Annotated in this window: 24 protein-coding genes and 2 pseudogenes; 11 read left to right on the top strand and 15 right to left on the bottom strand. The window is 67.3% G+C overall.

The annotated features are described in order from the left end of the window. Positions 1-440: 440 nt before the first annotated feature. Both ACWHYQ_RS06115 and ACWHYQ_RS06110 read left to right on the top strand, forming a co-directional pair. A complete protein-coding gene (locus tag ACWHYQ_RS06115; RefSeq protein WP_447974838.1) occupies positions 441-2,189 on the top strand; it encodes an alginate export family protein in 1,749 nt (582 codons plus the stop codon). Positions 2,190-2,264: 75 nt separating this feature from the next. Beyond that, positions 2,265-2,708: a hypothetical protein gene (locus ACWHYQ_RS06110; protein WP_447974837.1), complete on the top strand. Its 444-nt coding sequence runs from the start codon at positions 2,265-2,267 to the stop codon at positions 2,706-2,708. A 288-nt stretch (positions 2,709-2,996) separates the two neighbouring features. On the opposite strand, the gene ACWHYQ_RS06105 is transcribed toward ACWHYQ_RS06110, so the two are convergent. From ACWHYQ_RS06105 to ACWHYQ_RS06085, 5 genes are all read right to left on the bottom strand, one after another. Then, positions 2,997-3,176: a hypothetical protein gene (locus ACWHYQ_RS06105; protein WP_447974836.1), complete on the bottom strand. Its 180-nt coding sequence runs from the start codon at positions 3,174-3,176 to the stop codon at positions 2,997-2,999. A gap of 383 nt (positions 3,177-3,559) precedes the next feature. Further along, entirely contained in the window at positions 3,560-3,817 is a 258-nt protein-coding gene (locus ACWHYQ_RS06100) for a UPF0175 family protein (RefSeq protein WP_447974835.1), read from the bottom strand. Positions 3,818-4,035: 218 nt separating this feature from the next. Beyond that, complete coding sequence (gene thrH / locus ACWHYQ_RS06095) at positions 4,036-4,656, bottom strand: bifunctional phosphoserine phosphatase/homoserine phosphotransferase ThrH (RefSeq protein ID WP_447974834.1); 621 nt, start codon at positions 4,654-4,656, stop codon at positions 4,036-4,038. A gap of 162 nt (positions 4,657-4,818) precedes the next feature. Beyond that, on the bottom strand, positions 4,819-5,526 hold the full coding sequence (locus tag ACWHYQ_RS06090) for a DUF523 domain-containing protein (protein WP_447974833.1): 708 nt from the start codon (positions 5,524-5,526) through the stop codon (positions 4,819-4,821). After that, the gene (locus tag ACWHYQ_RS06085; RefSeq protein WP_447974832.1) at positions 5,523-6,320 is read right to left on the bottom strand and encodes a YkgJ family cysteine cluster protein; all 798 of its coding nucleotides are present in this window, start codon (positions 6,318-6,320) and stop codon (positions 5,523-5,525) included. Before ACWHYQ_RS06085 ends, ACWHYQ_RS06090 begins: the two co-directional genes overlap by 4 nt. A gap of 135 nt (positions 6,321-6,455) precedes the next feature. On the opposite strand from ACWHYQ_RS06085, the gene ACWHYQ_RS06080 reads away from it, so the two are divergent. Further along, the gene (locus tag ACWHYQ_RS06080; protein ID WP_447974831.1) at positions 6,456-6,821 is read left to right on the top strand and encodes a hypothetical protein; all 366 of its coding nucleotides are present in this window, start codon (positions 6,456-6,458) and stop codon (positions 6,819-6,821) included. Between the two features lie 37 nt (positions 6,822-6,858). On the opposite strand, the gene ACWHYQ_RS06075 is transcribed toward ACWHYQ_RS06080, so the two are convergent. Beyond that, a complete protein-coding gene (locus ACWHYQ_RS06075) occupies positions 6,859-7,659 on the bottom strand; it encodes a YdcF family protein (RefSeq protein WP_447974830.1) in 801 nt (266 codons plus the stop codon). 178 nt (positions 7,660-7,837) lie between these two features. Between ACWHYQ_RS06075 and ACWHYQ_RS06070 the strand changes: the two genes are divergently transcribed. From ACWHYQ_RS06070 to msrB, 4 genes are all read left to right on the top strand, one after another. Next, on the top strand, positions 7,838-8,308 hold the full coding sequence (locus tag ACWHYQ_RS06070) for an EVE domain-containing protein (protein ID WP_447974829.1): 471 nt from the start codon (positions 7,838-7,840) through the stop codon (positions 8,306-8,308). After that, a complete protein-coding gene (locus tag ACWHYQ_RS06065) occupies positions 8,278-9,465 on the top strand; it encodes a THUMP domain-containing class I SAM-dependent RNA methyltransferase (RefSeq protein ID WP_447974828.1) in 1,188 nt (395 codons plus the stop codon). The genes ACWHYQ_RS06070 and ACWHYQ_RS06065 overlap by 31 nt, the downstream gene beginning before the upstream one ends. Positions 9,466-9,508: 43 nt before the next feature. Then, positions 9,509-12,589: an efflux RND transporter permease subunit gene (locus ACWHYQ_RS06060; RefSeq protein ID WP_447974827.1), complete on the top strand. Its 3,081-nt coding sequence runs from the start codon at positions 9,509-9,511 to the stop codon at positions 12,587-12,589. A gap of 176 nt (positions 12,590-12,765) precedes the next feature. After that, entirely contained in the window at positions 12,766-13,158 is a 393-nt protein-coding gene (msrB, locus tag ACWHYQ_RS06055) for a peptide-methionine (R)-S-oxide reductase MsrB (protein ID WP_447974826.1), read from the top strand. Between the two features lie 18 nt (positions 13,159-13,176). Here the strand turns inward: msrB and ACWHYQ_RS06050 are convergent, their stop codons facing one another. Together ACWHYQ_RS06050 and ACWHYQ_RS06045 are read right to left on the bottom strand one after the other, a co-directional pair. Next, positions 13,177-13,611, bottom strand: a complete 435-nt coding sequence (locus ACWHYQ_RS06050; RefSeq protein WP_447974825.1) for a hypothetical protein — start codon at positions 13,609-13,611, stop codon at positions 13,177-13,179. Between the two features lie 14 nt (positions 13,612-13,625). Continuing rightward, a complete protein-coding gene (locus ACWHYQ_RS06045; protein ID WP_447974824.1) occupies positions 13,626-14,321 on the bottom strand; it encodes a hypothetical protein in 696 nt (231 codons plus the stop codon). A 21-nt stretch (positions 14,322-14,342) separates the two neighbouring features. On the opposite strand from ACWHYQ_RS06045, the gene ACWHYQ_RS06040 reads away from it, so the two are divergent. The 3 genes from ACWHYQ_RS06040 to ACWHYQ_RS06030 all read left to right on the top strand — a co-directional run bounded on the left by ACWHYQ_RS06040 (position 14,343) and on the right by ACWHYQ_RS06030 (position 17,279). Next, positions 14,343-16,442, top strand: coding sequence for a hypothetical protein (locus tag ACWHYQ_RS06040; RefSeq protein ID WP_447974823.1), 2,100 nt, complete (start codon positions 14,343-14,345; stop codon positions 16,440-16,442). Between the two features lie 94 nt (positions 16,443-16,536). Further along, positions 16,537-16,836 carry a hypothetical protein gene (locus tag ACWHYQ_RS06035; protein ID WP_447974822.1) on the top strand — a complete coding sequence of 100 codons (300 nt, stop codon included), beginning with the start codon at positions 16,537-16,539 and terminating at the stop codon, positions 16,834-16,836. 152 nt (positions 16,837-16,988) lie between these two features. Further along, a complete protein-coding gene (locus ACWHYQ_RS06030; protein WP_447974821.1) occupies positions 16,989-17,279 on the top strand; it encodes a hypothetical protein in 291 nt (96 codons plus the stop codon). Positions 17,280-17,507: 228 nt separating this feature from the next. On the opposite strand, the gene ACWHYQ_RS06025 is transcribed toward ACWHYQ_RS06030, so the two are convergent. From ACWHYQ_RS06025 to ACWHYQ_RS05995, 7 genes and pseudogenes are all read right to left on the bottom strand, one after another. Beyond that, a complete protein-coding gene (locus ACWHYQ_RS06025; RefSeq protein ID WP_447975531.1) occupies positions 17,508-17,783 on the bottom strand; it encodes a zinc ribbon domain-containing protein in 276 nt (91 codons plus the stop codon). A 15-nt stretch (positions 17,784-17,798) separates the two neighbouring features. Next, positions 17,799-18,473, bottom strand: a complete 675-nt coding sequence (locus ACWHYQ_RS06020; protein WP_447975530.1) for a transposase — start codon at positions 18,471-18,473, stop codon at positions 17,799-17,801. Between the two features lie 222 nt (positions 18,474-18,695). Continuing rightward, positions 18,696-19,090 (bottom strand): annotated as a pseudogene (tnpA, locus tag ACWHYQ_RS06015) (IS200/IS605 family transposase). 320 nt (positions 19,091-19,410) lie between these two features. Further along, positions 19,411-20,526, bottom strand: coding sequence for a hypothetical protein (locus ACWHYQ_RS06010; protein WP_447974820.1), 1,116 nt, complete (start codon positions 20,524-20,526; stop codon positions 19,411-19,413). 53 nt (positions 20,527-20,579) lie between these two features. After that, positions 20,580-21,503 carry an NAD(P)-dependent oxidoreductase gene (locus ACWHYQ_RS06005; protein WP_447974819.1) on the bottom strand — a complete coding sequence of 308 codons (924 nt, stop codon included), beginning with the start codon at positions 21,501-21,503 and terminating at the stop codon, positions 20,580-20,582. A gap of 130 nt (positions 21,504-21,633) precedes the next feature. Beyond that, positions 21,634-22,852, bottom strand: a pseudogene (locus ACWHYQ_RS06000) (RNA-guided endonuclease InsQ/TnpB family protein). Next, positions 22,849-23,478: an IS607 family transposase gene (locus ACWHYQ_RS05995; RefSeq protein ID WP_447974818.1), complete on the bottom strand. Its 630-nt coding sequence runs from the start codon at positions 23,476-23,478 to the stop codon at positions 22,849-22,851. The pseudogene ACWHYQ_RS06000 and the gene ACWHYQ_RS05995 overlap by 4 nt, the downstream one beginning before the upstream one ends. A gap of 87 nt (positions 23,479-23,565) precedes the next feature. On the opposite strand from ACWHYQ_RS05995, the gene ACWHYQ_RS05990 reads away from it, so the two are divergent. Beyond that, positions 23,566-23,991 (top strand): LCCL domain-containing protein, encoded by a 426-nt coding sequence (locus tag ACWHYQ_RS05990; RefSeq protein ID WP_447974817.1) that lies wholly within the window; start codon positions 23,566-23,568, stop codon positions 23,989-23,991. Positions 23,992-24,137 lie beyond the last annotated feature (146 nt).

Here is a 24,137-nt window from a genome sequence, read left to right as displayed (position 1 = left end):
GGGGTATGCCGACATCCGGGACGGCGTGCCAAACCTGCCGCCACGGCTGACCTTTCTGGATCAGAAGGTCGCCCGTTTCCGTGAAGAGGTCGTCGCGCAGATTGAGGCGGTGGACCAGAGGGGGGCGACTCAGGTCAGAGGGCTCGTTGGGATGCAGGTGATGGGGCGGCTTGCCGTGATCGGAGCGTGGCTTGGACAATGAGCAACCTGTCAAACCACGAAACGAAGGGGGGTGGTGTCAGAGCAGACTTCGTCCAAAGGGCCCGTCGGCACAACGGGTCCTTGTTGTCCTGACGCGAGACCCGCACAGCAAGGGCTCCGCATCATAGTGGGATGCGGTTGGATCAGAGCGAGTCGCGGCGGAGGAGCGGCACACCCGCCAGCGAGTTCAGGGCTCCGCCGGTTGAGGCATCGCAATCCAATTCATTAGGAGGAACGCTATGAGGAGCATCGGACAGCGAAAAGGATGGCTGGCGATCCGGTCCATCCTGCCCACCCTGGGTGCGGCCGTGCTGATGGCCGGCCTCCAGGTGTTGGTCTCTTCCCTGGTGACCCCCGCCCTGGCCGGGTACGAGCTGCCCCCGGGCGAGCGCATTACTAACCTGCCGCCGATCCCGAGAAACATCCCGCAGAAGGAAGCCTACGAGGCCTACGATCCGGTCATCGGCCGGAACTTCGACCTCAAAAACCTCTGGCTCCGGGCCGACCTGCGCGTCCGGCCGGAGGCGCGGTACGGCATGTGCTTCGGTCAGGGGAACCCGCTGAGCGCGGCCGGCAACTGCAACACCTTGGCCAACGCGCGGGCGAACAGCAACGGGGCGTCCAGTAGGACGGGATCCGGCAACACCTTCTTCGTCCAGCAGTGGGTGCGGCTGGGGATCGGCTACGACCTCTCGCCGGACGTCAACTTCTACATGGAGATGATCTACTCCCAGGATTGGGGCACCACCGCGAACCCGGCGACCCCGGGGGCGGGTGGCGGGCCGGCGCTGAACAACAACTGCTCGACGAGCACGAGCGCGAACGGCGGAACCGGGGGCTGCAACCTGGGTGTCCGTGCCGCCTATGTGTTGATCCGGAACCTGGCGGGGATCCAGGGCCTGAGCATGAAGGCCGGCCGGCAGTACCTGATCTTGGGGAACCACTCCCTGTTCGGCCACTTCGACTGGGCGAACACGGGCTTCTCCCACGACGGGATCCTGTTCGCCTACTCGACTAAGGCCTTCGACACCTACTTCGGCTGGTTCCGGGAGGCGGACGTGAACACGTTGCTCACCAGCCCGAACTCGGCGGTGGGCGGGGTCGGCAACAACATTGCAGGCGGCAAGGCTAACAACTCGGCCAACCTGTTCATCTTGTACAACCAGATCAAGACCGTCCCGGGGTTCCTGTTCGAGCCCTACTACATCCTGTTCACGAACTTCGTGAACAACCAGCAGACCCCCAACGTCGCGGGAGCCGGGAGCTGGACGGGCGGGGCCCTGCCGAAGGCGAACCTGCAGGTCCGCCACACGCTCGGGAACCGGACCGAGATGCGGAAGGGGAACTGGGACATCATCAACGAGACCGCCTACCAGTTCGGCCGGCAGGCCTCCGGCCTCCAGGGCACGACGATGGACCTGCACATCAACGCCTGGGCCACCCGGAACTGGATCGGCTACACGGTCTATGAGCACAAGTGGAAGCCGCGCCTGGCGTTCGGCTTGGACTATGCCTCGGGCGACGGCAACGCGAACTGCGGGACGAACAACGCCGCCGCGACTTCGGGGCAGGCCTGCGGCCACAGCTCGAACACCTTCGAGAACTTCTACCCGACAAACCACATCCACATGGGGTACATGGACATCATGGCCTGGCGGAACATGTTCTCGCCGCAGGTGAACCTGCAGTTCCGCCCGTCCGAGCGCGACCACTTCGAGATCTGGTACGCCAACTTCAACCTGGCCAACACGAAGGACAACTGGTACCGCGCGAACCAGTTGCCCTATGCCTGGACGAAGGCGAACAACAATCAGCGGCACATCGGCGACGAAATCGACTTCACCTGGACGCGGATGTTCGCGGACGGCCGGGTGGCCCTCCAGGGGACCTGGGGCCACATGTTCGCCGGGGCCTACATCCGGGACAACATCACCCCCAACGCCGCCGACCAGGACTGGTGGTACCTGTCGTTGTGGATGAACTTCTAAGGGGACCCGTGATGGGTGACGCGTGATGCGTGACACGGAGCGCACCTCACGACGATGAAGCAGAAGGAGACAACCATGAGAACACTCATGTTGCTGGCTGTGGTGGCCGGCCTAGTGGGCTGGATGACGCCGCTCGCGGCGCAGGCCCAGGTGGCCGACGCCATCGCGCTGACGAACCAGGCGTACAAGGGGCTGACCGACTATCCGGGCTTGGGTAAGCGCTACACCGCCTTCAACACCCCGGAGGACTTCCAGAAGTCCTGGGGCGCGGACATGCGCAACGCCAAGAAGGCCGCGGCCGATATGCGGGAGGCGCTCGCCAAGGCGAGGTCGGCCAACGCGGACAAGAAGGCGATCCAACTGTTGGAGCTGGGGATCGGCTACGCCGACGCGGGGGAGCACAAGGAAGCGCGGCTCTCCGCGGAGGGCGCGCTCTATCACCTCTGCAAGCAGAACAACATGGAGCCGAAGGAGGTCTGCGAGAAGGTGCCGAAGTTCGGCTCCTACGTCGCGCCGTAGCAGAGCGCAACCAGCGAAGTCGCTCGTCGCTCAAGAGCCGGCCAGGAGCGGGCAGTCAATAGCTCAGGGTGGCGGCTCTTCGCTGCACGCCGCTGGTTCAAAAAATCCCCGCCGGGATGATGCCCGGCGGGGATTTTTTCTTGGTCAACACTGGTTTTGACGATAGGCTCGCCGAAGGGACTGGCCAGGAAGGAGGCGAAGGTCTAGCGATGCTGGTGGCTCAGGTACCACCACATGCCCAGGGCGAAGAGCAGGGCCATGATCGCGAGAACCAGCAAGGTGTCCATGTTAGTCCTCCCGCGAGAGCTGGATGGAGACAGCTAGGAGCATGAACCCGAGACCACCGATGACGAGGCTCTGCCACACAAGCCCATCGGTGAGAATGCCCTTGAGCGCCGCTCCAAGTTTCTCGCAGATGTCAGCCAGCCGCTTTCGCTGTCCGCGATCCACTTCAGGTAAGGCTAGCATAGGCGGTGGCAGGGCGCAAGGCGCGAGGAGAGCTGGGAGCCGTCATTCCAGCGAAAGCCGGAATCCAGAGCCCGACTGAACCACGGCCCCCGGTTCAAGCCCGGGCCTGCTCCGCTGGGGCGACGGAAAGGCGGGAATCCCGGGTCGCCCCGTGCCCCGTCCAGCCGACCTTCTGGGTTTGAATCCTTCTTGAGCCGAGGCTTCAGGGGCGAGCGGTCGCCCAGTTCAACAGATCGCTGGCTCCGGGGCTTCCCTCAATGCCGGCGCTGAGCTCGCGAAGGACGGTCTCGAGAACAAGAGGAGTGATTCCCAGACGCTCAAGAAGGTCCAGGCGACCGACGTTGCCCAAAAGGATGACAGGCGACGCATTGACAACCCACGCTTCAGGCACGATTGCTCTCGAGCTCTTTGATCAGTTCTTCCAGCGTGATCTGGCAGGCGGGCACCCGCCGTCGAAACAACTCATCGAGGAATTCCGCCCGGCTCAGGCCGGCGATTTCCGCCGCCTTCTCCTGGGAAATCCGCTGTTCCACATACCATTGCACGGCTGCGGCGATGCGCATCTCGGTGGCGAACTCTTGCGGTGAGCGGCGCAACGCTGAAAATGCACCGTCGGGCAATTCTCTGTTCACGGTCGTCATCGTGACCTCCCAGGCCAGCCACTCTGTAAGAGCTCGGGCTGCACGTGTGAGCCGGGGCAATCCTACCACAGAGTGCTCCGCCGACCTAGCCCGCATGCCGTTGGCGGAAGCTGGGACCCAGCCCCCTTTCCGTCAGGCCCGCGCCGGCGGGCCTCCAGCGTGACCCGAGATTCCGGGTCGAGCCCGGACTGACAGAGGACCGTTGAACGCTGGCCTTCCTACGGCCGCAGCTCTCCCACCCGGCAGAAGGCCTGCTTCAGCTCCTCATAGGTCTGCGTCACCGGGAACTGCGGGAACTCCGCCGCGATGGCCTCCGGCGGGCGGTAGAAGATCCCCGCATCGGCCTCCGCGAGCATGCTCGTGTCGTTATAGGAATCGCCGGCGGCGATCACCCGGAACCGAAGCCGCTTCAGCGCGGCCACCGATGCCCGCTTCTGATCGGGCAGGCGGAGGTGGTAGCCCACGAGGCGGCCGGCGCCATCCGTCTCCAGCCGGTTGCAGAAGAGCGTCGGATAGGCGAGCTGCCGCATGAGCGGCAGGGCGAACTCATAGAAGGTGTCCGAGAGGATGATCACCGGGCAGCGCTCGCGGAGCCACTGGAGGAACTCGGCCGCGCCCTCCAGCGGCGCCAGGCTCGCGATCACGGCCTGGATGTCGGCCAGCGTGAGCCCGTGCCGGTCAAGAAGCCCGAGCCGCCGCGTCATCAAGGCGTCGTAATCCGGGACGTCCCGGGTCGTGAGGCGCAGCTCGGCGATCCCGGTCTTTTGCGCCACAGCAATCCAGATTTCCGGCACCAGGACACCTTCCAGATCCAGGCAGGCGAGCACGGGCTGCAGCATCGCGACCAGCGTTCCTTTCTCCGTCTGACGCCCGCGGGGGCCCGCGTTGGGCGCACGGGGACCCGGATCATAACGGAAAACCGCCTTAGGCACAATCGGTGACGTGGAAGACCCGGCGGCGAGGGGCGGGCGGCGTCGGTCCAGCCGCCAGGCGAGCCGCGCTCAGCGACGCGGCGCGCGGCTCCGACGTCCACGTCCGCCCGCTCCCGCTCGCCGTCGGCCGCGCCGACCCGCTCGCCGTCGGCCGCGCCGACCCGCTCGCCGTCGGCCGCGCCGACCCGCTCGCCGTCGGCGCGCGGCGGCCGCATAGGCCACGACTTGCCGCAGGAACTCCTCTCGGTGCGCCGGGTCGCGCAGCCAACCGTCGCCCGCGACCGGCAGGCGGGGAAAGCGGGTTCGGAAGGCCCTCGCGAAGAGCCCCGCCTCGTTGGTCCCCGCGGGAACCAGGCGGGGGCTGGCCGTCGCGCGGCCGTCCGGGGCGAACCGGGGGACCCCGGCGCCGAACTCGTCACGGGCTAGCCCGCAGCTCGGCGAGCGGTCCTTGAACACATAGCCGCAGAGGCCCAGCCGGGCCAATGCACGGAGCTTCGCCGCGGCATAGGCCCGCATCTGGTCGGTATACTCGCGCCCGCTCGCGACCCCGACGAGGCGCGGTCGGGCGGGCGAACCGACAAGCTGGATCGGCTCGCGAGGGGTGCCGAGCCCCATCTCCACCTCCGGACAGACCGGGACCCACTCGACCTGCTTCCCGAGGCGCGCCGTCCAGGGTTGGGACTGGTGGCCGCCATCGTAGCGGACGCGCTGGCCCAGGAGGCAGGCGCTGATGCCGATCCGGATGGGACCCACGCCCGCCCTCGGTCCGGCGATCATGGCACCGGGCTCCCCTCGGTAAACACTTTGCTGAGCAGCCACCAGACCTTGTCCATCGCCTTCTCGAACAGCGCCGAGCCCGGCCACCGCCGGCTGCGCTCGGCCTCGTGGCGCTCGGCCCAGTCCAGGGCCACCGGGAGCGGGATCAGGCGGGCGGGTCCGCCCGTCAGCTCGGCCCAGAGCAATCCCAGGGCGGTGCTGACGCGGACGGCGACCGGCAGCGGGCGCACGCGGTGGTGGAGGAGATCCTGGCACCACTCGGCTGGGGTCGTCACCACCAGCTCCCGGCAGGCGGCCGGCCGGTCTTCGTAGATCGAACAGACTTCGTCCTCCAGGAAGGGGCAGGGTAGCCGCAGCGCGTAGTACGCCCGGTTGAGGGACTCGAGGTCCTCGTCCTGGAGCTGGCGGTCGGTTTCGGCCACCGCGGTCAACCGGCCGAGCAGTCCCGCGGCGTCCAGCCGCCCGCGCGCCTCGGCCACCTTCGCGCGCAGCGCGCGCCGCCGCGCCTCCGGCAGCCGCTCGACCATGGCGTGGAGCGCGAAGGCTTCCGGCGCAGAGACCGGGACCAGCATCCGGCAACAGGCGGCGCAGCCCTTCTTACAGGACACAGACGCGCCCGCTGCCACCGCCTGCCGCTCTTCGAGCGCCAACGTCTGCTCGCCCACCCGGCGCAGCACCGGGACAATGGCGGAGACCGGCACGAACCCGCTCGGGACCTCCACGGTACTCGTGAGCCGGCCCGCCGGTGTGTTGACGCAGACTTCAAAGCGCTCCACCGATCCGGACTCCGCCATAGGAGGCATCATACACCCGCTGGGCGCGAATAGCGAACCGCGAGCCGCGAAGAGCCGACAGCAAATAGCCAGTAGCGACCGGCTGGTGGTAGAGTGTGGGGGAGGGAGTCGCCTGCGATTTGCTGGGGGATGCCGATGAAGCTCACGGGCCACCTGATCGGGCTGCTGAAGGAGTACATGGGGGATCTGGTCGAGCAGGCGAAGCAGGAGGCCCAGGCCCACCAGACCTTCGGGTTCGCCGCGGGGCCCTACCGGCCGGACCAGGCGCTCTCGGACCTGATGGCGATTTTGGATGACCGCATCGAATCGGAAGGCGTATCGGTCGGGCTGCCGGACGGCTTCCTGCACGACATGTGGGCGGTGTGCCACGCGGCTCAGGACCACATTCGAACCCAGGTATGGCTGGAGGTGAACCTGGGCGAGCCGGGCCTGTCCAAAGTCCGGATCCGCGAGCTGACCTACCGGGCGCTGCTCGACTACCTGGAGCGGCACCAGCGGTAGCCCGGTGAGGGGATCGCTCTCGGCCTCGCGTCCCGGCTCACAGCTTCCCGGTCAGCCGGTAGACCAGTGTGCCGACGAATTCATTGACTGCGTATGTCGTGGTCTGGAGCTCACGGACGTCGGGGAGGAGCGAGAAGGGAGTGCCATCCCAGTCACCCACAGCGTTCTGGGCTAGATAGCCGCAGGGGGCCGGAGTCACATCCAGCCCTTGTTTTCGAAACAGGCCCAAAGCGCGAGGAATATGGCTAGCGGATGTGACCAGCAGAATTGGCGCTTGGTCCAACAGCCGCTTTGCCTCAATGGCGCTTTCATAGGTGGTCCGCGACCGCCCTTCCAGCACTATAGCTTCCGCTGGGATGCCGAGCCGCACGGCCAGTCGCTTCATCTCTTCTGCTTCCCAGGGGGCACTGCCGAAGATGGCCGTGTCGCCCCCTGTAAAGACAAGTCGTGGCGCAAGGCCTTGGGTAAACAGGTCCACGCCACAGAGTGTGCGCTCCATACTCATCCAAGACAGCTCCGTAGCAGGGCGTAGGGAGCCGGCGCTCCGTAGGCCACCGCCGAGGACCACAATCGCGTCGTAGGTTCGAGGCGAGGGAAGGTTCAGGGGCGGATACTGGGATTCAAGCAGTGCGATCAGCGTGGAGGCGACCAGTCTGTTGCCTAGACCCCATCCCGTCAGGACTCCGGCGATTGCCACGAGGCGGAGCCAGCGCCATCGTCGTGGAGAGGCTGGTCCCAGGGTCAAGATGAGCGCGAGACCAAACAGGAGCACTAGCCAGGTATAGGGCCATACCGCGTATACGGCAAGCTTGTAAACCCCGAACCAGAAGGCCGACATAGGTCTCACCACTCCTGTCAAGATGTAACCGCTCGTGCCCAGACGAGCAGGAGGGCGCGCCGCGGGATGGTGCCGGGGCGCCGGGCTGTCGTACAATGCCTCCGTTTGGCGCGCCCACCATAGCACCGGGCGTGTACGGACACAAGCGACAAGGAGCTGGCGCTCCAGGAGGTGGGGGATGGCGGCTACGCCGCGCTACTGGCTGATGAAGTCCGAGCCGAGCGTCTTTTCGATTGACGACCTGCGCCGCGCGCCGGGCCGCCGGACCTGCTGGGACGGGGTCCGGAACTACCAGGCACGGAATTTCATGCGCGAGATGAAGGTCGGCGACCAGGTGTTGTTCTATCACAGCAACGCCGACCCACCCGCCGTCGTGGGGATCGCGGTAGTCGTCCGAGAGGCCTATCCGGACCACACGGCCTTCGATCCCAAGGACAAGCACTACGATCCCAAGAGCCAGCCATCCACCCCCACCTGGTACATGGTGGATATCAAGTTCGTCCGCAAGTTCGCCCGGCCCATTTCGCTGGATGAGCTGCGGGGGACCGCCGGGCTGGAGCGGATGGTGCTCCTGCGGAGGGGCTTGCGCCTGTCCGTCCAACCCGTGACGCCGGAGGAATGGCGGACCATCCTCCAACTCGCCCGGTGACGGGCGACCAGACCTTCTTCGCGCCCTGCCCGCGCGGCCTGGAGGCGGCGCTCTGCGTGGAGCTCGCGGAGCTGGGCGCGCGGGCGATCCGGCCGGCCCCCGGGGGCGTGGGGTTCAGGGGCCCCTTCCAACTCTGCTACCGCGTGAACCTGGAGAGCCGGCTCGCGAGCCGGGTGCTCTGGCAGGTGGCGAAGGGTCGCTACCGGCGGGAGGCGGACCTCTACGGGGCCGCGGTCGCCCTTCCCTGGCCGGACTGGTTCTCGGCCTGCCGCACGATCAAGGTTACGGTCACGGCGATCCGCTGTCCGCTGCGGAGCCTGGACTTCGTGACCCTGCGGATCAAGGATGCCATTTGCGACCGATTTGTCCGGGATACGGGCGTTCGTCCGAGCGTGGACACGAGCCGGCCGGATATCCGCGTGGATCTCTTCCTGGAGGAGTCCACCTTCGTCCTCTCCCTCGATACGTCCGGGGAAGCCCTGTTCAAGCGGGGGCTCCGGCGGGCGGTTGGCGAGGCACCACTTCGCGAAAATCTGGCGGCCGGTATCCTGCGGCTGACGGGTTGGGTCCCCGGCCAGCCGCTCCTGGATCCCATGTGCGGCGCCGGAACGTTCCTCCTGGAAGCCGCGCTGATCGCGGGAAACGTCCCGCCAGGGCTCGGTCGGCGGTTCGCCTTCGAGGTGCTGAGACCTTTCGACGCGGAAGCGTGGCGGGCCCTCTGTGCCGCCGCCGGCGCGCGCCGTGTGACGCCGGCCGGTGGGCGCCTGTTCGGCTGCGACCGGGACGAGCGGGCCCTCGCGGCGGCGGGCGCCAATCTGGAGGCGGCCGGGTTCGCCGATACGGTCTCGTTGCGGTGCGCGAATATCCTGGAGCTGGAGCCACCGGCCGAGACGGGGATTCTGATCGCCAACCCGCCCTACGGCGTCCGGATGGGCGACGAGGCCGGCCTCGCCGCGTTCTACCCGCGGCTGGGGGATGTCCTGAAGCGGCGCTTCCACGGCTGGCGCGCCTATCTGTTCACGGCGGATCTCCGGCTACCCAAGCTTATCGGGCTTCGACCCGCGCGCCGCCTGCCGCTGTACAACGGGGCCCTCGAGTGCCGCTTGTACGAGTTCATCCTCGTGCGGGGCTCGATGCGACGGGCGGGAGCCGTCTAAAACCGTTGACCTCTCCGGAGGAACGTGATAGGTACCCCGCGCCATGCTTGCGCGCCTCGTCGAGTTCGCCCTCGAGCAGCGCGTCTTCGTCTGCGTCCTCGGGGTCATGCTGCTGTTCGGGGGGCTCTACGCCTTCCACGTGCTGGACGTCGTCGCCTATCCGGACCCCTCCCCGCCGATGGTCGAGGTCATCACCCAGTATCCAGGCTGGTCGGCCGAGGAGATGGAGCGCCAGATCACGATCCCGCTCGAGGTCGGCTTCGCTGCGATGCCGGGCCTGACCGACATCCGGTCGCTGTCCATCTTCGGGCTCAGCGACATCAAGGTTTACTTCGATTTCCGGACCAACTACTTCTTCGACCGCCAGGAGGTGCTCAACCGGCTGGCGATGATGACCTTGCCGGCCAACGCAAACCCGGCGCTGTCGCCCTGGTGGGCCATCGCGGAGATCTATCGCTACGAGCTCGTGGGGGACGGGGTCTCCCTCACTGACCTCAAGACGATCCAGGACTGGCAGCTCAATCGGGAGTTCAAGCGGGTCCCGGGCGTGATTGACGTCACCGCCTTCGGCGGCACGACCAAGGAATACCACGTCGATCTCGACCCCGGGGCGCTCTTGGGCTACGGCATCACGCTGCAGCAGGTGATGGACGCGCTCACGGGCAGCAACGCCAACGTCGGGGGCAACTATCTGACGATCGGGTCGCAGAACGTGAACATCCGGGGGCTGGGCCTCATTGACAGCCTGGATGACATCGAGAACGTGGTCGTGGCCGAGAAGGCCGGTACCCCGGTCTTCATCAAGAACCTCGGCAAGGTCAGCGTGGGGCACCGGGTCCGCCTGGGCAAGGTCGGCATTGACGACCGGGACGATGTCGTCGAGGGGGTCGTGCTGCTCCAGCGCGGCGCCAAGGCGCTCCCCGTGCTGGAGCGGGTCAAGAAGAAGGTGGAGGAGCTGAACGGCTGGAAGCTGCCGAAGGGGGTCCAGATCAAGACCTTTTACGACCGCACGGTGCTCATCCACACGACGATCGAGACGGTGGTGGACATCCTGATCAGCGGGATCGTCCTCGTCTTCGTGATCCTGTACGTCTTCCTCGGGCACTTCCGGACCTCGGTGATCGTGGCGCTCACGGTCCCGATGGCGCTCCTCTTCACGTTCGTGATGCTGGTCGCGATCGGCGAGTCGGCGAACCTGATCTCGCTCGGCGCCATTGATTTCGGGATCATCGTGGATTCCACGCTGATCATGGTGGAGCGGATCTTCGCCCACCTCGCCCATCGGCCCGCGCCGGGGCTCACGGTGCCGATGTACGTCCTCCGGGCCGCGCGCGAGGTCGGGCGCCCGATCTTCTTCGCGACCACGATCATCGTGGTCGCGTTCATCCCCCTGTTCACGATGACCGGCGTGCCGGGGAAGATCTTCGCCCCGATGTCGCTGACCTACGGGTTCGCCCTGAGCGGCGCCTTGCTGATGGCCTTCACGCTGGCCCCGGCCCTCTGCGCGCTCCTGCTCACGGGGCCGATGCGCGAGGAGGAGATGCCGCTCGTCCAGGGCGTCCGGCGGGCCTACCTGAGCGCGCTCCGGTGGGCCCTCGGGCACGAGGCCTTTGTGATCGCGGTCGCGGTCGCCCTGGTGGGGCTGGCGCTCGGGGTCGTGCCCCTGCTGGGCGGTGAGTTCATGCCGGCGCTGGAAGAAGGCAACCTCTGGGTCCGGGCGACCATGCCCGTGGACATTTCCTTCGCCCAGGCCGGCGAGATCGCCACACTGGTCCGGGGCATCTTCCGGGAGTTTCCGGAGGTGACGAGTGTGGTGTCCCAGCTCGGCCGGCCTGACGACGGGACGGACCCGACCAGCTTCTTCAACGCGGAGTTCCTCGTCAACCTGAAGCCGCGCAAGGATTGGCGGCGGGAGCTCCGGGACAAGGAGCACCTGATCGAGCAGATCGAAGCCAGGCTGGCGACGATTCCCGGCGTCACCTTCAACTTTTCGCAGGTCATCCAGGACAACGTCCAGGAGGCCATGTCCGGCGTCAAGGGGGAAAACTCGATCAAGCTGTTCGGCCCGGACCTCAAGGTGCTGGAGGAGAAGGCGGTGGAGATCGAGCAGGTCATGAAGGGCGTGCGGGGCGTCAAGGACCTCGGGATCTTCCGGCTCCGGGGGCAGCCGAACCTGCTGATCCGCGTGGACCGGCAGGCCTGCGCCCGCTACGGGCTGCAGGTGGCAGACGTCAACGCGGTGGTCCAGGCCGCCATCGGCGGCCAGGCCGTGACGCGCGTGTTCGAGGGGGAGCGTTGGTTCGACCTCGTGGTGCGGTTCCTGCCCGAGTACCGACAGGACGTGGAGACGATCTCGGGAATCCAGGTCAGCACGCCGGAGGGCGCGCGGATCCCGCTCAAGCAGCTCGCCGACATCTCGATGCAAACCGGGGCGTTCATTATCTACCGCGAGAACAACGAGCGGTACATCCCGATCAAGTTCAGCGTGCGGGGGCGGGACCTGGAGAGCACGGTCCAGGAGGCGCAACGCAAGCTTAAGGAGCACGTGTCGCTGCCCGAGCGCTACCGGATCGAGTGGCACGGCGAGTACGATCAGCTCCAGGAGGAGAAACAGCGGCTCGCCAAGATCATCCCGCTCAGCCTGGTGTTCATTCTGTTCCTAGTGTACCTGGCCGTCGGCTCGTTCCGCGACGCCGTCCTGGTGCTGCTCACGGTGCCCTTCGCGCTGGTCGGGGGGATCTTCTCGCTGCTGCTGACAGGGACGGACTTCAGCGTGTCCGCCGCCGTGGGATTCATCTCGCTCTTCGGGGTGGCCATTCAAGGCGGCCTCATCCTCGTGGTCCGCATCCGCGACCTGCGGGAAGAGGGGCTCTCCTTGCAGGCTGCGATCCTGGCCAGCGCCGACAGCCGGATGCGGCCGGTGCTGATGACCACGCTCGCCGCGGCGATCGGGCTCCTGCCGGCGGCGGTCGCGACGGGCATCGGCGCCCAGTCTCAGCAGCCGCTCGCACGGGTCGTGGTCGGCGGCATGCTCACTTCGGCCGTCCTCATCCTCATGGTGCTGCCGGTGCTGTACCGGCTGCTGCACCGGCGGGAGGGCGAGGCGGAGACCCCGTCCCTGTAGAGCTCGCGGGCGGCGGCCGACTGGCCTCCCAGGAGGCGCTGGCGGGCCCGGCTTGCTCTCCAACATGCGGAGGGGCGACAATAACGTTCCTGGTCATTCCCGCGGATGCGGGAATCCAGGACGCGAGAAGGTCTGGGGCCCCGCCTCAGCGGGGATGCACCAAGGAGTCCGCAGCCATGTTCGAGGTGACCAAAACCGACGCGGAGTGGCGGGCGATCCTGACCGAGGAGCAGTATCTCGTGCTCCGCAAGGAGCACACCGAGCCGCCCTTCCGGAACAAGTACTACAACCACAAGGCCCCAGGCCTCTACCAGTGCGCCGGCTGCGCGCTGCCGCTGTTCTCCTCCGAGCACAAATACGACAGCGGGACCGGCTGGCCGAGCTTCTGGAAGCCGATCAAGGACTCGGCCGTCGGGACGAAGACCGACTGGAAGCTGATCGTGCCGCGGACCGAGGTCCACTGCGCCCGCTGCGGCGGGCACCTCGGGCACGTCTTCGAGGATGGCCCGCCCCCGACCGGCCTGCGGTACTGCATCAACTCCGCGGCCCTCACCTTCGTGCCGGCCTGAGGGCGCCGGCGGGGTCGCTCAGCGCCCCGGCTGCGTCGGGGCGGGTGGCGGCGCCTCGACGAACAGCGCCCGGCCCGTCAGGGTCGCCTCGGAGCAGCCCATGGGGAGCACGAGGAGGCTCAGCAGGGCGAAGTCGGCGCGCTCCTTGGCTGCGATCCGGTCGGCCGCGTTGGCGCCTCGCATCGGCAGCTTTTCCGCCAGGGGCTCCTCGACGAGGTTCTGGTCCGCGAGATCGCGGGTGTAATTGCCGCAGGAGGACACCTCGAAGGAGAAAGGGCCGAGGTCGGTGACTTGCCCGGCCCGGGCGGCGGTCTGCACCTGCTCCTCCGTGAAATCCCGGGAGTAGAAGCCCTCGCCCTGCTGGTAGGGGCGTGACGGGAGGCACGCGGTCAACAGCAGACAGCCTCCCAGCACAAGCGGGAGGCCGAGGGTCGTCGGGCGGCAATCGGTCATGGGGTCGCTCCTGTTCACCGTAAGCCACCGAGCGAGACGAGCCGTTCCCGGTCTCCGAGCATCTGGTCGCGGATCTGCCGGACGGCTTCGGTGAAGGCCTCGTTGAGGCGGACGTGGGCAGGATAGAGCGGCATGGCCCAGAAGCGGTGGTCGTGGCGGGCGACCTCGTGGTAGCTGCTCGCGCCGCGGTAGGTGCCGAGGAGGCGGCCGTCCGGCGTGGAGACTGTCAGCTCCAGCTCCACGACGCCCGCCCATTCCTGGATGAGCCCCCAGAACATCTGCGAGGCCGGGGACAGGCCGGGGATCAGGAGCCAGGAGGGCAGGGTAACCTGGCCGTGAAAGCGGCGGATGGTGCCGCCGATGATGAGATCCGCGCGCGCCCGGTTGGAGCTGACCGAGCGGAAGACTCCCGAGGCGCTGAAGTCGGAGAGGATGGCCTTGGTGACGAGTGCCGCCAGGTCGCCGGCAATTTCGTCGGGGCTGGTCTGCGACAGGCTGTGGCTGTCCGGGGCCTCCCGGTCCTCCGGCGGCGTGGCGTCGCTCAAGGTCTCCACGTAGACCTCGGCGGGGATGGTCTGGGGGCTCTCGTCGAGATGGAGGGTCGGCCTGTAGGGCACGCAGGCGGCCAGCACGAGCAGGAGCGAAGCCGCGAGCCAGCGGGCGCACGTCCGGGCCCACGGGCCCGAGGCCTTCCTGATGACGAGTTGCACGACGGGTTCTTCCAGAGGCCCATGCGGGGCGCAGAGTCTCCCGCGGTCGAATCGGCCGACATGGTAGCCTGCTCGGCTGCGGACTGCAACAGACCGCGCCGACTCCGCCGCGCCGCGATCGCTGTGCTGGCTGCCGCGGCACTGGGTTGCGGCCTCTCCCCGGTTCGGGAGATCACCGCGCCGCCGGCCGCTCGGTCCCGTCCAACTCTCCCGGCGCCGGTCGTCCCCACCCTGCGTGGCGCGGTCCAGCCGGATCTCGATCGGCTCGTCCCGGACCAGCAGGCGCAGGCGCTGGCCGCGCTCGCGGCCGGCTCGGCCTTTTCGGCCCAGTTCACGATCCCTCCCGTTGAACAGACGCTGACCGACCCCTGGGCCGGCTTCGCGGCGCTGGAGGCGCGCGGCTTGCGGCTGGCTGAGCTTGCCCTACCCCCGGCAGCCTCAATCTGGGGACTGATCGGCGCGCTCGAAGCGGGGATGGGCCGCGCGCCGACCGGGCCCGTGCCACCGCTCTCCCCGGCCGGCGCGCACAGCGAGGACCTCGTGGCCTCGCTCGCCGATCTGCTCGGGGAGGCTAGGCTGTGGCAGACGCGAGCCGTCCGGCGGCTCAGCCCGGCCGACCGGGCGTTCCTGTTCGCCCATCCGGCCGCGCTGGTCCGGGACTTCTATCCCCATCTCATGGGCTCCGACCCCGAGGCGGTGTCGAGGGCTGAGGCGGATGCGCGGTTCTGCCGACTCGTGGCGGATGAGCTGGATGCGGGCGCGCTGAGCACGGCGGCGCAGGCCCTGGCGCGGCTGGCTGATCCGGCGTGGCTTGCGCGGGCGGCGCGCACCTTTCGGGAGGCCCGGACGCGACCCAGTTGGGTCGGGGGCGTCTCCGGCGAGCTGGTGCTCGTGCGGGCAAGCCCGGCGGGGCTGATCGTCGTCGGCGGTCCCGGCCCCAACCGGTACGAGCTGGATGGGCGGATCGCGCTGGTGCTCGACCTCGGCGGCGCGGACACCTACCGGGGGCTGATCGCGGCCTCCGCCGACGCGGACCGTGGCGTCGGCGTCGTCATTGACTTGGGTGGAGACGATACGTACGAGCCGGCTCCGCTCGGCCTCGCGACCGGCCGGCTGGGAATCGGATTGCTGATTGATCGGGCAGGCAACGACGTGTACCGGCTTGCCCCCGGAGCGGGCGGCACAGGGTTCGCCGGGCTGGGCCTGCTCGTGGACTGGGCGGGGGACGACCGGTACGAGGGGAGCCGCTTCACACAGGGCGCCGCGGTGGGCGGGGTTGGATTGCTGCTGGACGGCGCCGGCCACGACCGTTACGAAAGCGCCGCCTACGCGATCGGCTTCGGCGGTCCGCTGGGCGTCAGCGCGGTCATAGACGTGGCGGGGGACGATGTCTACCAGTGCGGCGGCCGGGAGCCGAGCAGTTACAATGCGACGGAGACCCCTGGCGTCGGGCCGGACGATCCCGCTTACCAGTACGACTGTCTGGGGCTGGGGACCGGGGCGGGGCAGCGTCTCTACCGCGACGAGCGGGCCCCGCGAGCGCGCTCGCTCGCGGGAGGCTGGGGAGTGGTGCTCGATCTCGCTGGCGACGACCGCTACCGCAGCTCCAACTTCTCGCAGGGAGCGGCGTACTTCTTCGGCGTCGGCCTCCTGCTGGACCTGGGCGGGCACGACGAGCACGCCGCCGCCCGGTACGGCCACGCCGCGGGCGCCCACTCCGGTGTGGCGCTGTTCGTGGACTACGCCGGCGGGGACGCGTACCGCTCGACCGGGCCGGTCTACAACGGCGGCACCGCCTGGGACGGCAGCGCGACGCTTGCCGTGGACGCCGGCGCGGATGACGACCGCTACGAGCTCGGCCGCTCCGGCGGGCTGGGCCAGGCTGACCACCGCTCCTGGGGCCTCTTCATCGAGCAGGGCGGGCGGGACCGGTACGCCGTGCCGATCGGGATGGGCGCGGCCTCGGACGGGAGCCTGGGCGCGTTCTTCGACCTCGCCGGGGAGGACGACTACGTGCAGGTCCCCGCCTCGGCGGCGGGGCGGCGCGGGAACGCCGTGACGCTGCTCGAACGGCCCGCCGGCCTCTTCCTCGACCGCAGGGAGCCGGACCGTCTGCCTTGATTCCGGGGGCCGACTCTGTCGCAGAGCGCCGGCCTCGGGGAGGAGCGGGCTGGGACGCTCATCGGAATCGGAGGCGCGACATGAAAGACGGGACGTGGCGGCGGCACTGATTCAGGGCACGACCCACTTGGCCACTCTGTCTCGCCTGATGGGCGACGTCGAAGTGGCGAAGTTCCAGGCCCGGTTCGGCTACCGGCCGACCCCCTATGCGATCGCCGGGGACGCGCTCGTCGTCTGCGTCCACAAGGACAACCCGATCGAAGGGCTCACCTTAGACCAGGTGGACGCGATCTTCTCCACGACGCCGCGCTACAGTGACCAGAACGTCACGACCTGGGGCCAGCTCTTCCTGCCCGGCGACTGGGCTGCGGCCCCCTCAACCTGTACGGCCTGAAGCCCACCACGGGGACGCACGAGTTCTTCAAGACCCACGCGCTCAACAAGGAAGACTTCAAGGCGGGAGTCAAGGAGCTGGAGGATTCCGCGGCCGTCGTCCACAGCGTCGTCCACGACCGCGACCGTATGGGCTCTGCCGGGCGGGCGGCCGTGACCTCTGAGGTCCGGATCGTGCCGCTGGCGTTTGATGAGGTCTCGCCGTTCGTCGAGCCGACCTACGAGAACGGCAAGACCCGGAAGTATCCGCTGCGCCGCTACCTGTTCCTGTACGTGAACCAGGCGCCCCGCAGGCTCCTGCCGGGCGACAAGCCGCTTCCGCCGTCGGTGCGCGAGTTCCTCCGTTTCGTTCACAGCCAGAAAGGGCAGGCCGCCCTGGTCAAGGAGGGCTTCGTCGCGGTGGAGGACTGGATCATCCAGCACGCCCTGGCCAAGATCCGGTAGGCCCCGGGGCTTTCAGGAACACCGCCCCGGCTCGCGATCCGAGCCTGCCCGCCCCTTCCAGCCTGGATGCTCCCGAAGCAAGGGGCAGCCTGCCTCGGCGAAGAGGACCATGACCTCGTCCGGCTCGGCCTCCTTGCGGGCGCCGCCCGCGCGCGGGCGCGTAGCCAGTTGACAGATTTGTCGAAGTTGACGTACTCCCCACGCCTCAAGGCGGGGGATTCTCGATAACTAGACGGCATGATGAGTGCCGACCAGCTTCGAGCTACACCGGAGATGCGGCTTCCACCGTATCCCGATGGGGGACGCCATGGCCCCGATTACGTGGCTCGAACGGACGCCACAATACTTTCGCAGGATGTTCACCTGCCCCACCACGTCGCGATGCGCCTTGAACCCGGAGGTGCAGGAATAGTTCCGCCCCGTCGGATTGTTGCGCCAGCCGCAGCATGGACAATCCTTGCTACTGTAGGCTTCGTTCTGGAAATCGGGCTCCTGCCAGCCCAGCCGTGCGCCTTTGTACTACAGATACGACCTGATCCTTCCGAGCGGAGCCTGGTGCATTCGCTGGTTCTGCACCCTGCCCTTGTCATAGCCAACCCGGAACCCGCGCAGATCGCCGAAGACGAGCTTTCTGACTCCTGCCGCATGCAGAGCCTTTATCCCCGCCGCCGTCAGCTTGTGCTCGATATCCCGGATCTGATTGTCCAGCTTCCTGAGCTGGCGCTTCTTGGACTTGATCAGTCTTCCACGGCGCTTGCCTCCTTTCTTTTTCCGATCAATCTTCGCCGACAGCTTCGCCTGAAGACGCTCTCGATATCTGCGCTTGGACCTGAGAAGCCGCCCGTTCAGGAGGACATGAACGCCCTCCGTGCCCATGACAGCGGGATGAACTTCCCCGAGATCGACAGACGCAACGAAGCCTTCAGACGTTTCGAGCGGCTCGGTCTTATAGCTCGCCCGAAGTTCGTACTGCTTGCCATCCCAGCCGACCTCGACTTGGACGGGCTTGTCGTGGATCCAGCCGTTGATCACAACCGGAGCCGTACCTTTGGCGTTCGGGAGCACGAGCCTTCCATCCCGAATCTTGATCGCCTGGTCCTTCCAGATGATCTTGGAGAACCGCTTGTGTTTCCGTGGAGGTCTGAGTGTCGGGTTGATCTTCCGAGCCTTTTGCCACGTTCGAAGCGCCGCCATGAAGCATTGGATCGCTTTCTGCGCGGACTGGGAATGGAGGCTGGTCGGCTGTCCATTGGAAACAAGGCGCTGGAGCGCGCCGTCGGAAAGCCAGATGCCCTTGCGGCGCACGATTCGCCAGAACCAGACCTTCGCCAGCGTGTAGATTCGCCCCGACTCCAACGCAAGGGCGTCGAGCGTCTTGGACTGGCCGAGTTTGAGTGTTCGGACGCGGTACACGGCTTAGACGCCCTTCTGGTTCTCGAAGTACTGCTTCACGGTTTCGAGACTGACGCTTCCAACCGTCGCCACGAAGTAGCTGTTGGTCCAGAGCGTCGGAAGACGGGACTTGAGCCACGCAGACTTCTGCCGGAGATCGTGGCTGGAGCGGCCTTTCATGCGCTTGACGACACGATGGATGCCAAACTGAGGATCGCATTCGATGAGGCCATGAACGTGGTCCGGCATGACTCCATCTCGATGATCTTCGAGCGCGTATCGTGCGCGACCGTCTGAAGGATCTTTTTGAGCGTCCCAACGATGGGCGGCTTGAGCACCGAGCGTCTGTACTTCGGGCACCAGACGACGTGGTATCGGCACAGATGGACCACGTTCCGATTGCTGTTATATCCTTCCATGCGAGAGATTCCGCATACCGCATGGCTAGGAATTAATCAAGTCCGCGCTTCATCCCCCCGCCTGAAGGCGGAGGCTTTCGCGCGGGGGAGTGAGTAAGCCCCCAGCGACTGCACCATGGCGTTCCCTCCGAGCTTCCAGGTTCTGGCGTCTACGCAGGGAGCGTGCCAGGGTGCCGCGCCGACCTGTCGGCCGAAAGCCCACCGAAATCACGGACCTGAAGGGTTTCTCTAGGGGAGGTGGCCGGGGGCCGCAGCCGATTTCTGCCCGCGCGGTCGAAAATTGGCTTGCTGCCCGCCGGGGCTCCGCGGCGGCAGGGGGGTCACGCCTCGACGTCCTTGGCGAGGAGCAGCACGGCGACGTTCCAGCGGGTCGGGGCGATGGCGGGGTCGGCCGCGATCGCGCGGCGCAGGCGCTCGCAGAAGTCGTCGGCGAGGCACTGGCGGACCTCCGGCGGGCGATCCCCGTCGAGGGCGCAGAGGAGGCAAGGTTCGATCACGGCCCGGAAGCCAGCCGCGCAGGCGGCAGCCAGCGTCGCCGCATCGCCGGTGCGCTCGTACTCCGCCCAGCAGGGATCCGGCATCGCTGCGGAGCCGAACTCCTCCAAGTCGAGCCAGGCGCCGAGCGGACCTTCCACCACCGGCTCCGTGTATTCCTTCTTCGTCCGGGCATAGATCGGGAGCGCCATCCGTGCGTATTCCTCCGGGCGGAGCCGGCCCTCGGCGACCATGGCGCGGAGGACCGTGTTCGCCGCGTCGTAGAGCCGCTCGCCGCCGACCCGGTCCTGCTCGTCCCGGAGCAACCCCTGGAGCACGAGCCGGCCGCCGGGCCGCAGCTCGTGCGTCCGGTGATCCAGGAATCGCTCCCAATCCCGTTTCGCGCGGACGGCATACGTCTCGGCGAGGGCGCCGGCGGCCCGCGCCGGCCAGATGTGATCGGGGAGCGCCGGCGCGTCACTCACCCGATGGATCGCATCCGCCGACCACCCGAGACAGACCTGATTGGCCGGGAACAACCGCTCGCTCAGGGGCCGGCCCGTCGCGTAGGGGAAGACGTTGGCGCCGATCCGAAGGTAGCTCTCCGGCGCGCTCTCAAGCGACGTGAAGAGCGAACCGAAGTCGGTGCCTGGCGGACCGCTGTGCACGACGGCGATCGGGACGCCGTCGCCAGCCCTCCGGCGGACGGTCTCCACCACGGCCTGGATCGGTGCGAGCGAAGGCCGTCCCTGCGCGGCGCCGTAATCCGCCACGAGAAACGTGCCCCCGGGGTCGGGCAGCGGCGCCGTTTCGGCCGCCCGGATCAGCAGGGGGAGAACGAGCGGGAGCACGTGGTGCGGCGCCGCTGGCGGCTCGCCGAAATCGCCCCGGTTGGTCGTCACGCTGCGGGGCGACGGGGCCGGGCCGCCTGCAGAGGGGCCGGGTCTTTGAGTCTCCTCCATGGGCCACCGTGGGTGTGGATCAGCCGCTATCGTAGGGGGCGCGGCGGCTGGCGTCAATCCGTTGCGGCGCGGGCGACTCCGGCTCTGGGGTCCGGCCCGGGCGCCGCCCCGGGTTCGCGACAGGGGTTCACCGCTTCGTACAGGGCCGAATAATCCAGGGCGCCCAGGCCGCGCCGAACCGTCTCCGCCAGCAGCCCCCGTATCCCATCGAGGCTTGACAGGGTCAGGCCCGCCGCGGCGGCTTCCCGCCGAAAGAGGTCCACATCCTTGAGGAGATGGGTCGTCGGGAAAGTGGGGGCGGCGTAGTCGCGTGCGAGGAGGCGGGGAAGCTTCTTGTCGAAGGCGGGAGCGTAGAGGGCGCTCTCCCGGAGAATGGCCATAAAGGTCTCGACCGGCACACCTGCGCGCTGGAGGAGCCCCACGCTGAGCGAGAGCGCGGCGATGTGCGAGGCGATGAGCTGGTTCAGCGCGAGCTTGAGCGTGGCGGCCAGACCGACCGGGCCGATCAGGCGCGGCGCGGGCCCCAAGCAGCGGAACAGGCCGCCCCAACGCGCGAACTGGTCTGGCTCGGCGCCCACCATGACGAGGAGCGCGCCGGCTTTCGCCTCCGCGATGCTGCCGAGGACTGGCGCTTCGAGGTAGTCGCCGCCGGCCGCTCGGACTTCCTGCAACAGCGTCCGGCTCTCCTCTGGCCCGATGGTGCCCATCTGGAGAACGGTCCGCCCGGCGAGCGCCGTGCGCGCGGGTCCCTCGAGCACCGCCTCGCGGATGGCGCGAGCGTCCGTCAGGACCAGCAGGACGGCTTCGGCGGCCCGCACCGCCTCGGCTGGCTGGGCCGCGACCGCGATGCCCGCCGGGCGCAGGGCGTCGGCCTTGGCCTTCGTCCGGTTCCACACCGTCACGGCATGGCCGGCGGCGGCCAGCCGCTCAGCCAGCGGACCGCCCAAGAGTCCCGTGCCGAGGACAGCTAGGTTCACGGCTCGTAGTCTACCGCCGTCGGCGCGGTTTGGGAAGCGGGCCGGCTCCCGGCTGCCTTGACAGGCTCAGGGGATCGGCCTATCCTGGCTTTCCTGTACGTACCGTTCCATCAGACTTACTCATTCCTGCTCATACAGGAACAAAGCTGACTTCCTGCTTCATCGAGGCGGGTTTCGCCGCCGTCTTGCGATGGCGGCCAGCGCCTTCCTCTCCACAGGCTTCACAGCCGGCGGAACTCGCCGTAGGGCTGTTTAGAACAACTAGACCATACGCCAGGAGGTTCCTGGCGGCATTCACATCCGTTCGTGGTGTGCGCCACACGCCGGGCAGGTCCACTGACGGAGCGCCAGCGACATCGTTTCCTGAACCGTTCCACAGACCGAGCAAGTCTTGCTCGATGGGAACCAGCGATCGGCCACCACTACCACGCCTCCACGTCGCTCAGCCTTGTATTCCAGTTGCCGCCGAAACTCGAAAAAGCTCATATCGGCAATCGAACGGGCCAAGCGCCGGTTCTTGAGCATCCCGCGCGCATTCAAGTCCTCTACGGCGATGGTGTGAAACCGCCGGGTGAGGTCGGACGTGAGCTTGTGCAACGCATCCTGCCGGATGTTGGCGATGCGGGCGTGCAACCGCGCCAGCTTGGTTCTCACTTTGGCGCGGTTTATCGAGCTTTTTGCTTGCGCGAAAGGCTTCTGGAGAGCCGCCGCAGACGTTTGAGCAGGGCGGTGTGCGGTTTGGGACCGACCACCTTCTCGCCGGTGGAAAGTGTTGTCAGCGCCGAGACGCCCAAATCCACCCCGACCTCGCCTTGGTTTTCGACAGGCCGCTTGGGCGGGTCTTGGGTGTCTACTGCGATGGAGACGAACCACCGATCAGCGACGCGGGAGATGGTGGCGGACAGGATTTTGCCTTGGAATCGCAACGACTCCCGCATCCGTACCCAGCCCAGATGGGGGATGCGGATGCGGGAGCCGTCGAGAGCAAACTGGTCGTTCGTGAGCGTGAAGCGATCGTCCCTGCCTTTCTTGCGGAAGGTGGGATAGCGTGCACGGCCCGCGAAGAAGTTCTTGAATGCCTCGCCCAGCTGGATGATCGCCATCTGCGGGGCGCACTTGGTGACTTCGAGCATCCACGGGAACTGCTTGCGCTTGATGGCGTTGAGTTGCCGCCGCAGAGCGGGTTCAGAGGGCTTGGGCAAGCTGTTGTCGGCTTTCCAGGCCTCGTATTGCCGCTGCCATTCGACCAGCACCCAGTTGTAGGCAAAACGGGCCACACCACAGGCTTTCTTGAGATAAGTCACCTGCACGTTGTTCGGATCGAGCGCGATCTTGTGGGCCAGGATCATGCCTGCGCCTCCTCCACGGCCTTTCCCACGCCATCGAGCAATTTCTGGTTCTTGCGGCTGCGCGAGCCGTACAGCCTGGCACTGAACACGGTGATGATCTCCAGCACGTCTTTGGCTAAATCTTCCTCGAATGTCGTGTCCTCGCCCTGATTGAGGATGGCGACTTCCACCTGCTTGGCATCGCAGATGGCAAATACCAACTCTGCGCCAAGGCGCAGCAGGCGATCCTTGTGGGTGATGACCAGCCGCCCAACCTCGCCGCCAATGATGGCATTCAGCAGGCGTTTCAGTCCCTTCTTGTGGCAGTTTATGCCCGACCCAAGGTCGGCAATGACCTCGAAGGTCCAGTCTTGCCGCGCACAGAAGAGCTCCAGCACTTGCTTTTGCCGTTCCAGATCATCCTTTTGATCGTGGCTGGAAACGCGAGCATAGGCAATCGTGCGCCGTGGAGACTCTGGCGCATAAAACTGCTCTGGGCGAAGTCGCGCCAGATCGTCACGCCTGCGCCCACCCGCTGTGCGCTCATCCGGCAGAAGCCGACCTTCGCGCTCCCAGCGGCGCAGGGTCTGTGGTGAGACGCCCAGAAACTCGGCAGCTTCGTGGATGCTGACCATCTTTCTCGCCATGCTCAAATATACTATCGAGCAAGAACGAGCAACTATTGTTCAACTGTTCAAGCCTGTCCGCCCCCGAACCTCTCGCGAGGAGGGCCGATGCCGGCGTCCTTGTCCGCGCGCTTCTGCCTGGCCGGCGGGCTGGCTGGCTGCTTGTTCGGGGCTGCGTCCGGCTGGTCAGCGGCCCGCCCGATCCCTGCCTTGCTGGTGGCGGCTGGCCAGCCGCGCGCGATCAGTTGGGAGACCAATGCGGTCGCCCTGCGTGGCCAGAACGGCCAGCAGTTCTCCTTCGCCTGTCCCCAGAACGGCACGGCACACAGCGTCTGGGGCACGGACGTCTATACCGATGATTCCTCCATCTGCACGGCAGCGGTGCATGCTGGCCGGATCACGGTGGCCGCCGGTGGGACCGTGACGATCGAGATCCTGCCGGGCCAGCCCGCGTCCATGGGCACCGGCCGGAACGGCGTGGTGAGCGGCCCCTCTGGGCCCTGGGTCGGCAGCTACGTGGTCGTCGGACCGTAGTCGCCGGCCGCCCTCGCGCGATCCTGCGCCAGGGCGGAGACGCAGGCGGCGGGGCAGTGGCTGCTCTGGCGGGGACGAGGGGGCCGCGTCCCCGCGCCTCGGCCGTCGGCGGCCGAGGCGCGGGACGCCGGTGAAGGACCGGCCTC

This window comes from Nitrospira sp. Kam-Ns4a, from assembly GCF_965152595.1.
This window is presented reverse-complemented; position numbering and strand designations above follow the sequence as displayed.

Bases quoted from the DNA above. Each gene is read 5' to 3' on its own strand.
- ACWHYQ_RS06050 (WP_447974825.1), bottom strand. From the start codon at position 13,611: ATGACCGATTGCCGCCCGACGACCCTCGGCCTCCCGCTTGTGCTGGGA.
- ACWHYQ_RS06105 (WP_447974836.1), bottom strand. From the start codon at position 3,176: ATGCTAGCCTTACCTGAAGTGGATCGCGGACAGCGAAAGCGGCTGGCT.
- thrH (WP_447974834.1), bottom strand. From the start codon at position 4,656: ATGCTGCAGCCCGTGCTCGCCTGCCTGGATCTGGAAGGTGTCCTGGTG.
- ACWHYQ_RS06090 (WP_447974833.1), bottom strand. From the start codon at position 5,526: ATGATCGCCGGACCGAGGGCGGGCGTGGGTCCCATCCGGATCGGCATC.
- ACWHYQ_RS06110 (WP_447974837.1), top strand. From the start codon at position 2,265: ATGAGAACACTCATGTTGCTGGCTGTGGTGGCCGGCCTAGTGGGCTGG.
- ACWHYQ_RS05995 (WP_447974818.1), bottom strand. From the start codon at position 23,478: ATGGCGAGAAAGATGGTCAGCATCCACGAAGCTGCCGAGTTTCTGGGC.
- ACWHYQ_RS06070 (WP_447974829.1), top strand. From the start codon at position 7,838: ATGGCGGCTACGCCGCGCTACTGGCTGATGAAGTCCGAGCCGAGCGTC.
- ACWHYQ_RS06085 (WP_447974832.1), bottom strand. From the start codon at position 6,320: ATGGCGGAGTCCGGATCGGTGGAGCGCTTTGAAGTCTGCGTCAACACA.
- ACWHYQ_RS06100 (WP_447974835.1), bottom strand. From the start codon at position 3,817: ATGACGACCGTGAACAGAGAATTGCCCGACGGTGCATTTTCAGCGTTG.
- ACWHYQ_RS06080 (WP_447974831.1), top strand. From the start codon at position 6,456: ATGAAGCTCACGGGCCACCTGATCGGGCTGCTGAAGGAGTACATGGGG.
- ACWHYQ_RS05990 (WP_447974817.1), top strand. From the start codon at position 23,566: ATGCCGGCGTCCTTGTCCGCGCGCTTCTGCCTGGCCGGCGGGCTGGCT.
- ACWHYQ_RS06040 (WP_447974823.1), top strand. From the start codon at position 14,343: ATGCGGGGCGCAGAGTCTCCCGCGGTCGAATCGGCCGACATGGTAGCC.
- ACWHYQ_RS06115 (WP_447974838.1), top strand. From the start codon at position 441: ATGAGGAGCATCGGACAGCGAAAAGGATGGCTGGCGATCCGGTCCATC.
- ACWHYQ_RS06060 (WP_447974827.1), top strand. From the start codon at position 9,509: ATGCTTGCGCGCCTCGTCGAGTTCGCCCTCGAGCAGCGCGTCTTCGTC.
- ACWHYQ_RS06075 (WP_447974830.1), bottom strand. From the start codon at position 7,659: ATGTCGGCCTTCTGGTTCGGGGTTTACAAGCTTGCCGTATACGCGGTA.
- ACWHYQ_RS06020 (WP_447975530.1), bottom strand. From the start codon at position 18,473: ATGGCGGCGCTTCGAACGTGGCAAAAGGCTCGGAAGATCAACCCGACA.
- ACWHYQ_RS06010 (WP_447974820.1), bottom strand. From the start codon at position 20,526: ATGGAGGAGACTCAAAGACCCGGCCCCTCTGCAGGCGGCCCGGCCCCG.
- msrB (WP_447974826.1), top strand. From the start codon at position 12,766: ATGTTCGAGGTGACCAAAACCGACGCGGAGTGGCGGGCGATCCTGACC.
- ACWHYQ_RS06065 (WP_447974828.1), top strand. From the start codon at position 8,278: ATGGCGGACCATCCTCCAACTCGCCCGGTGACGGGCGACCAGACCTTC.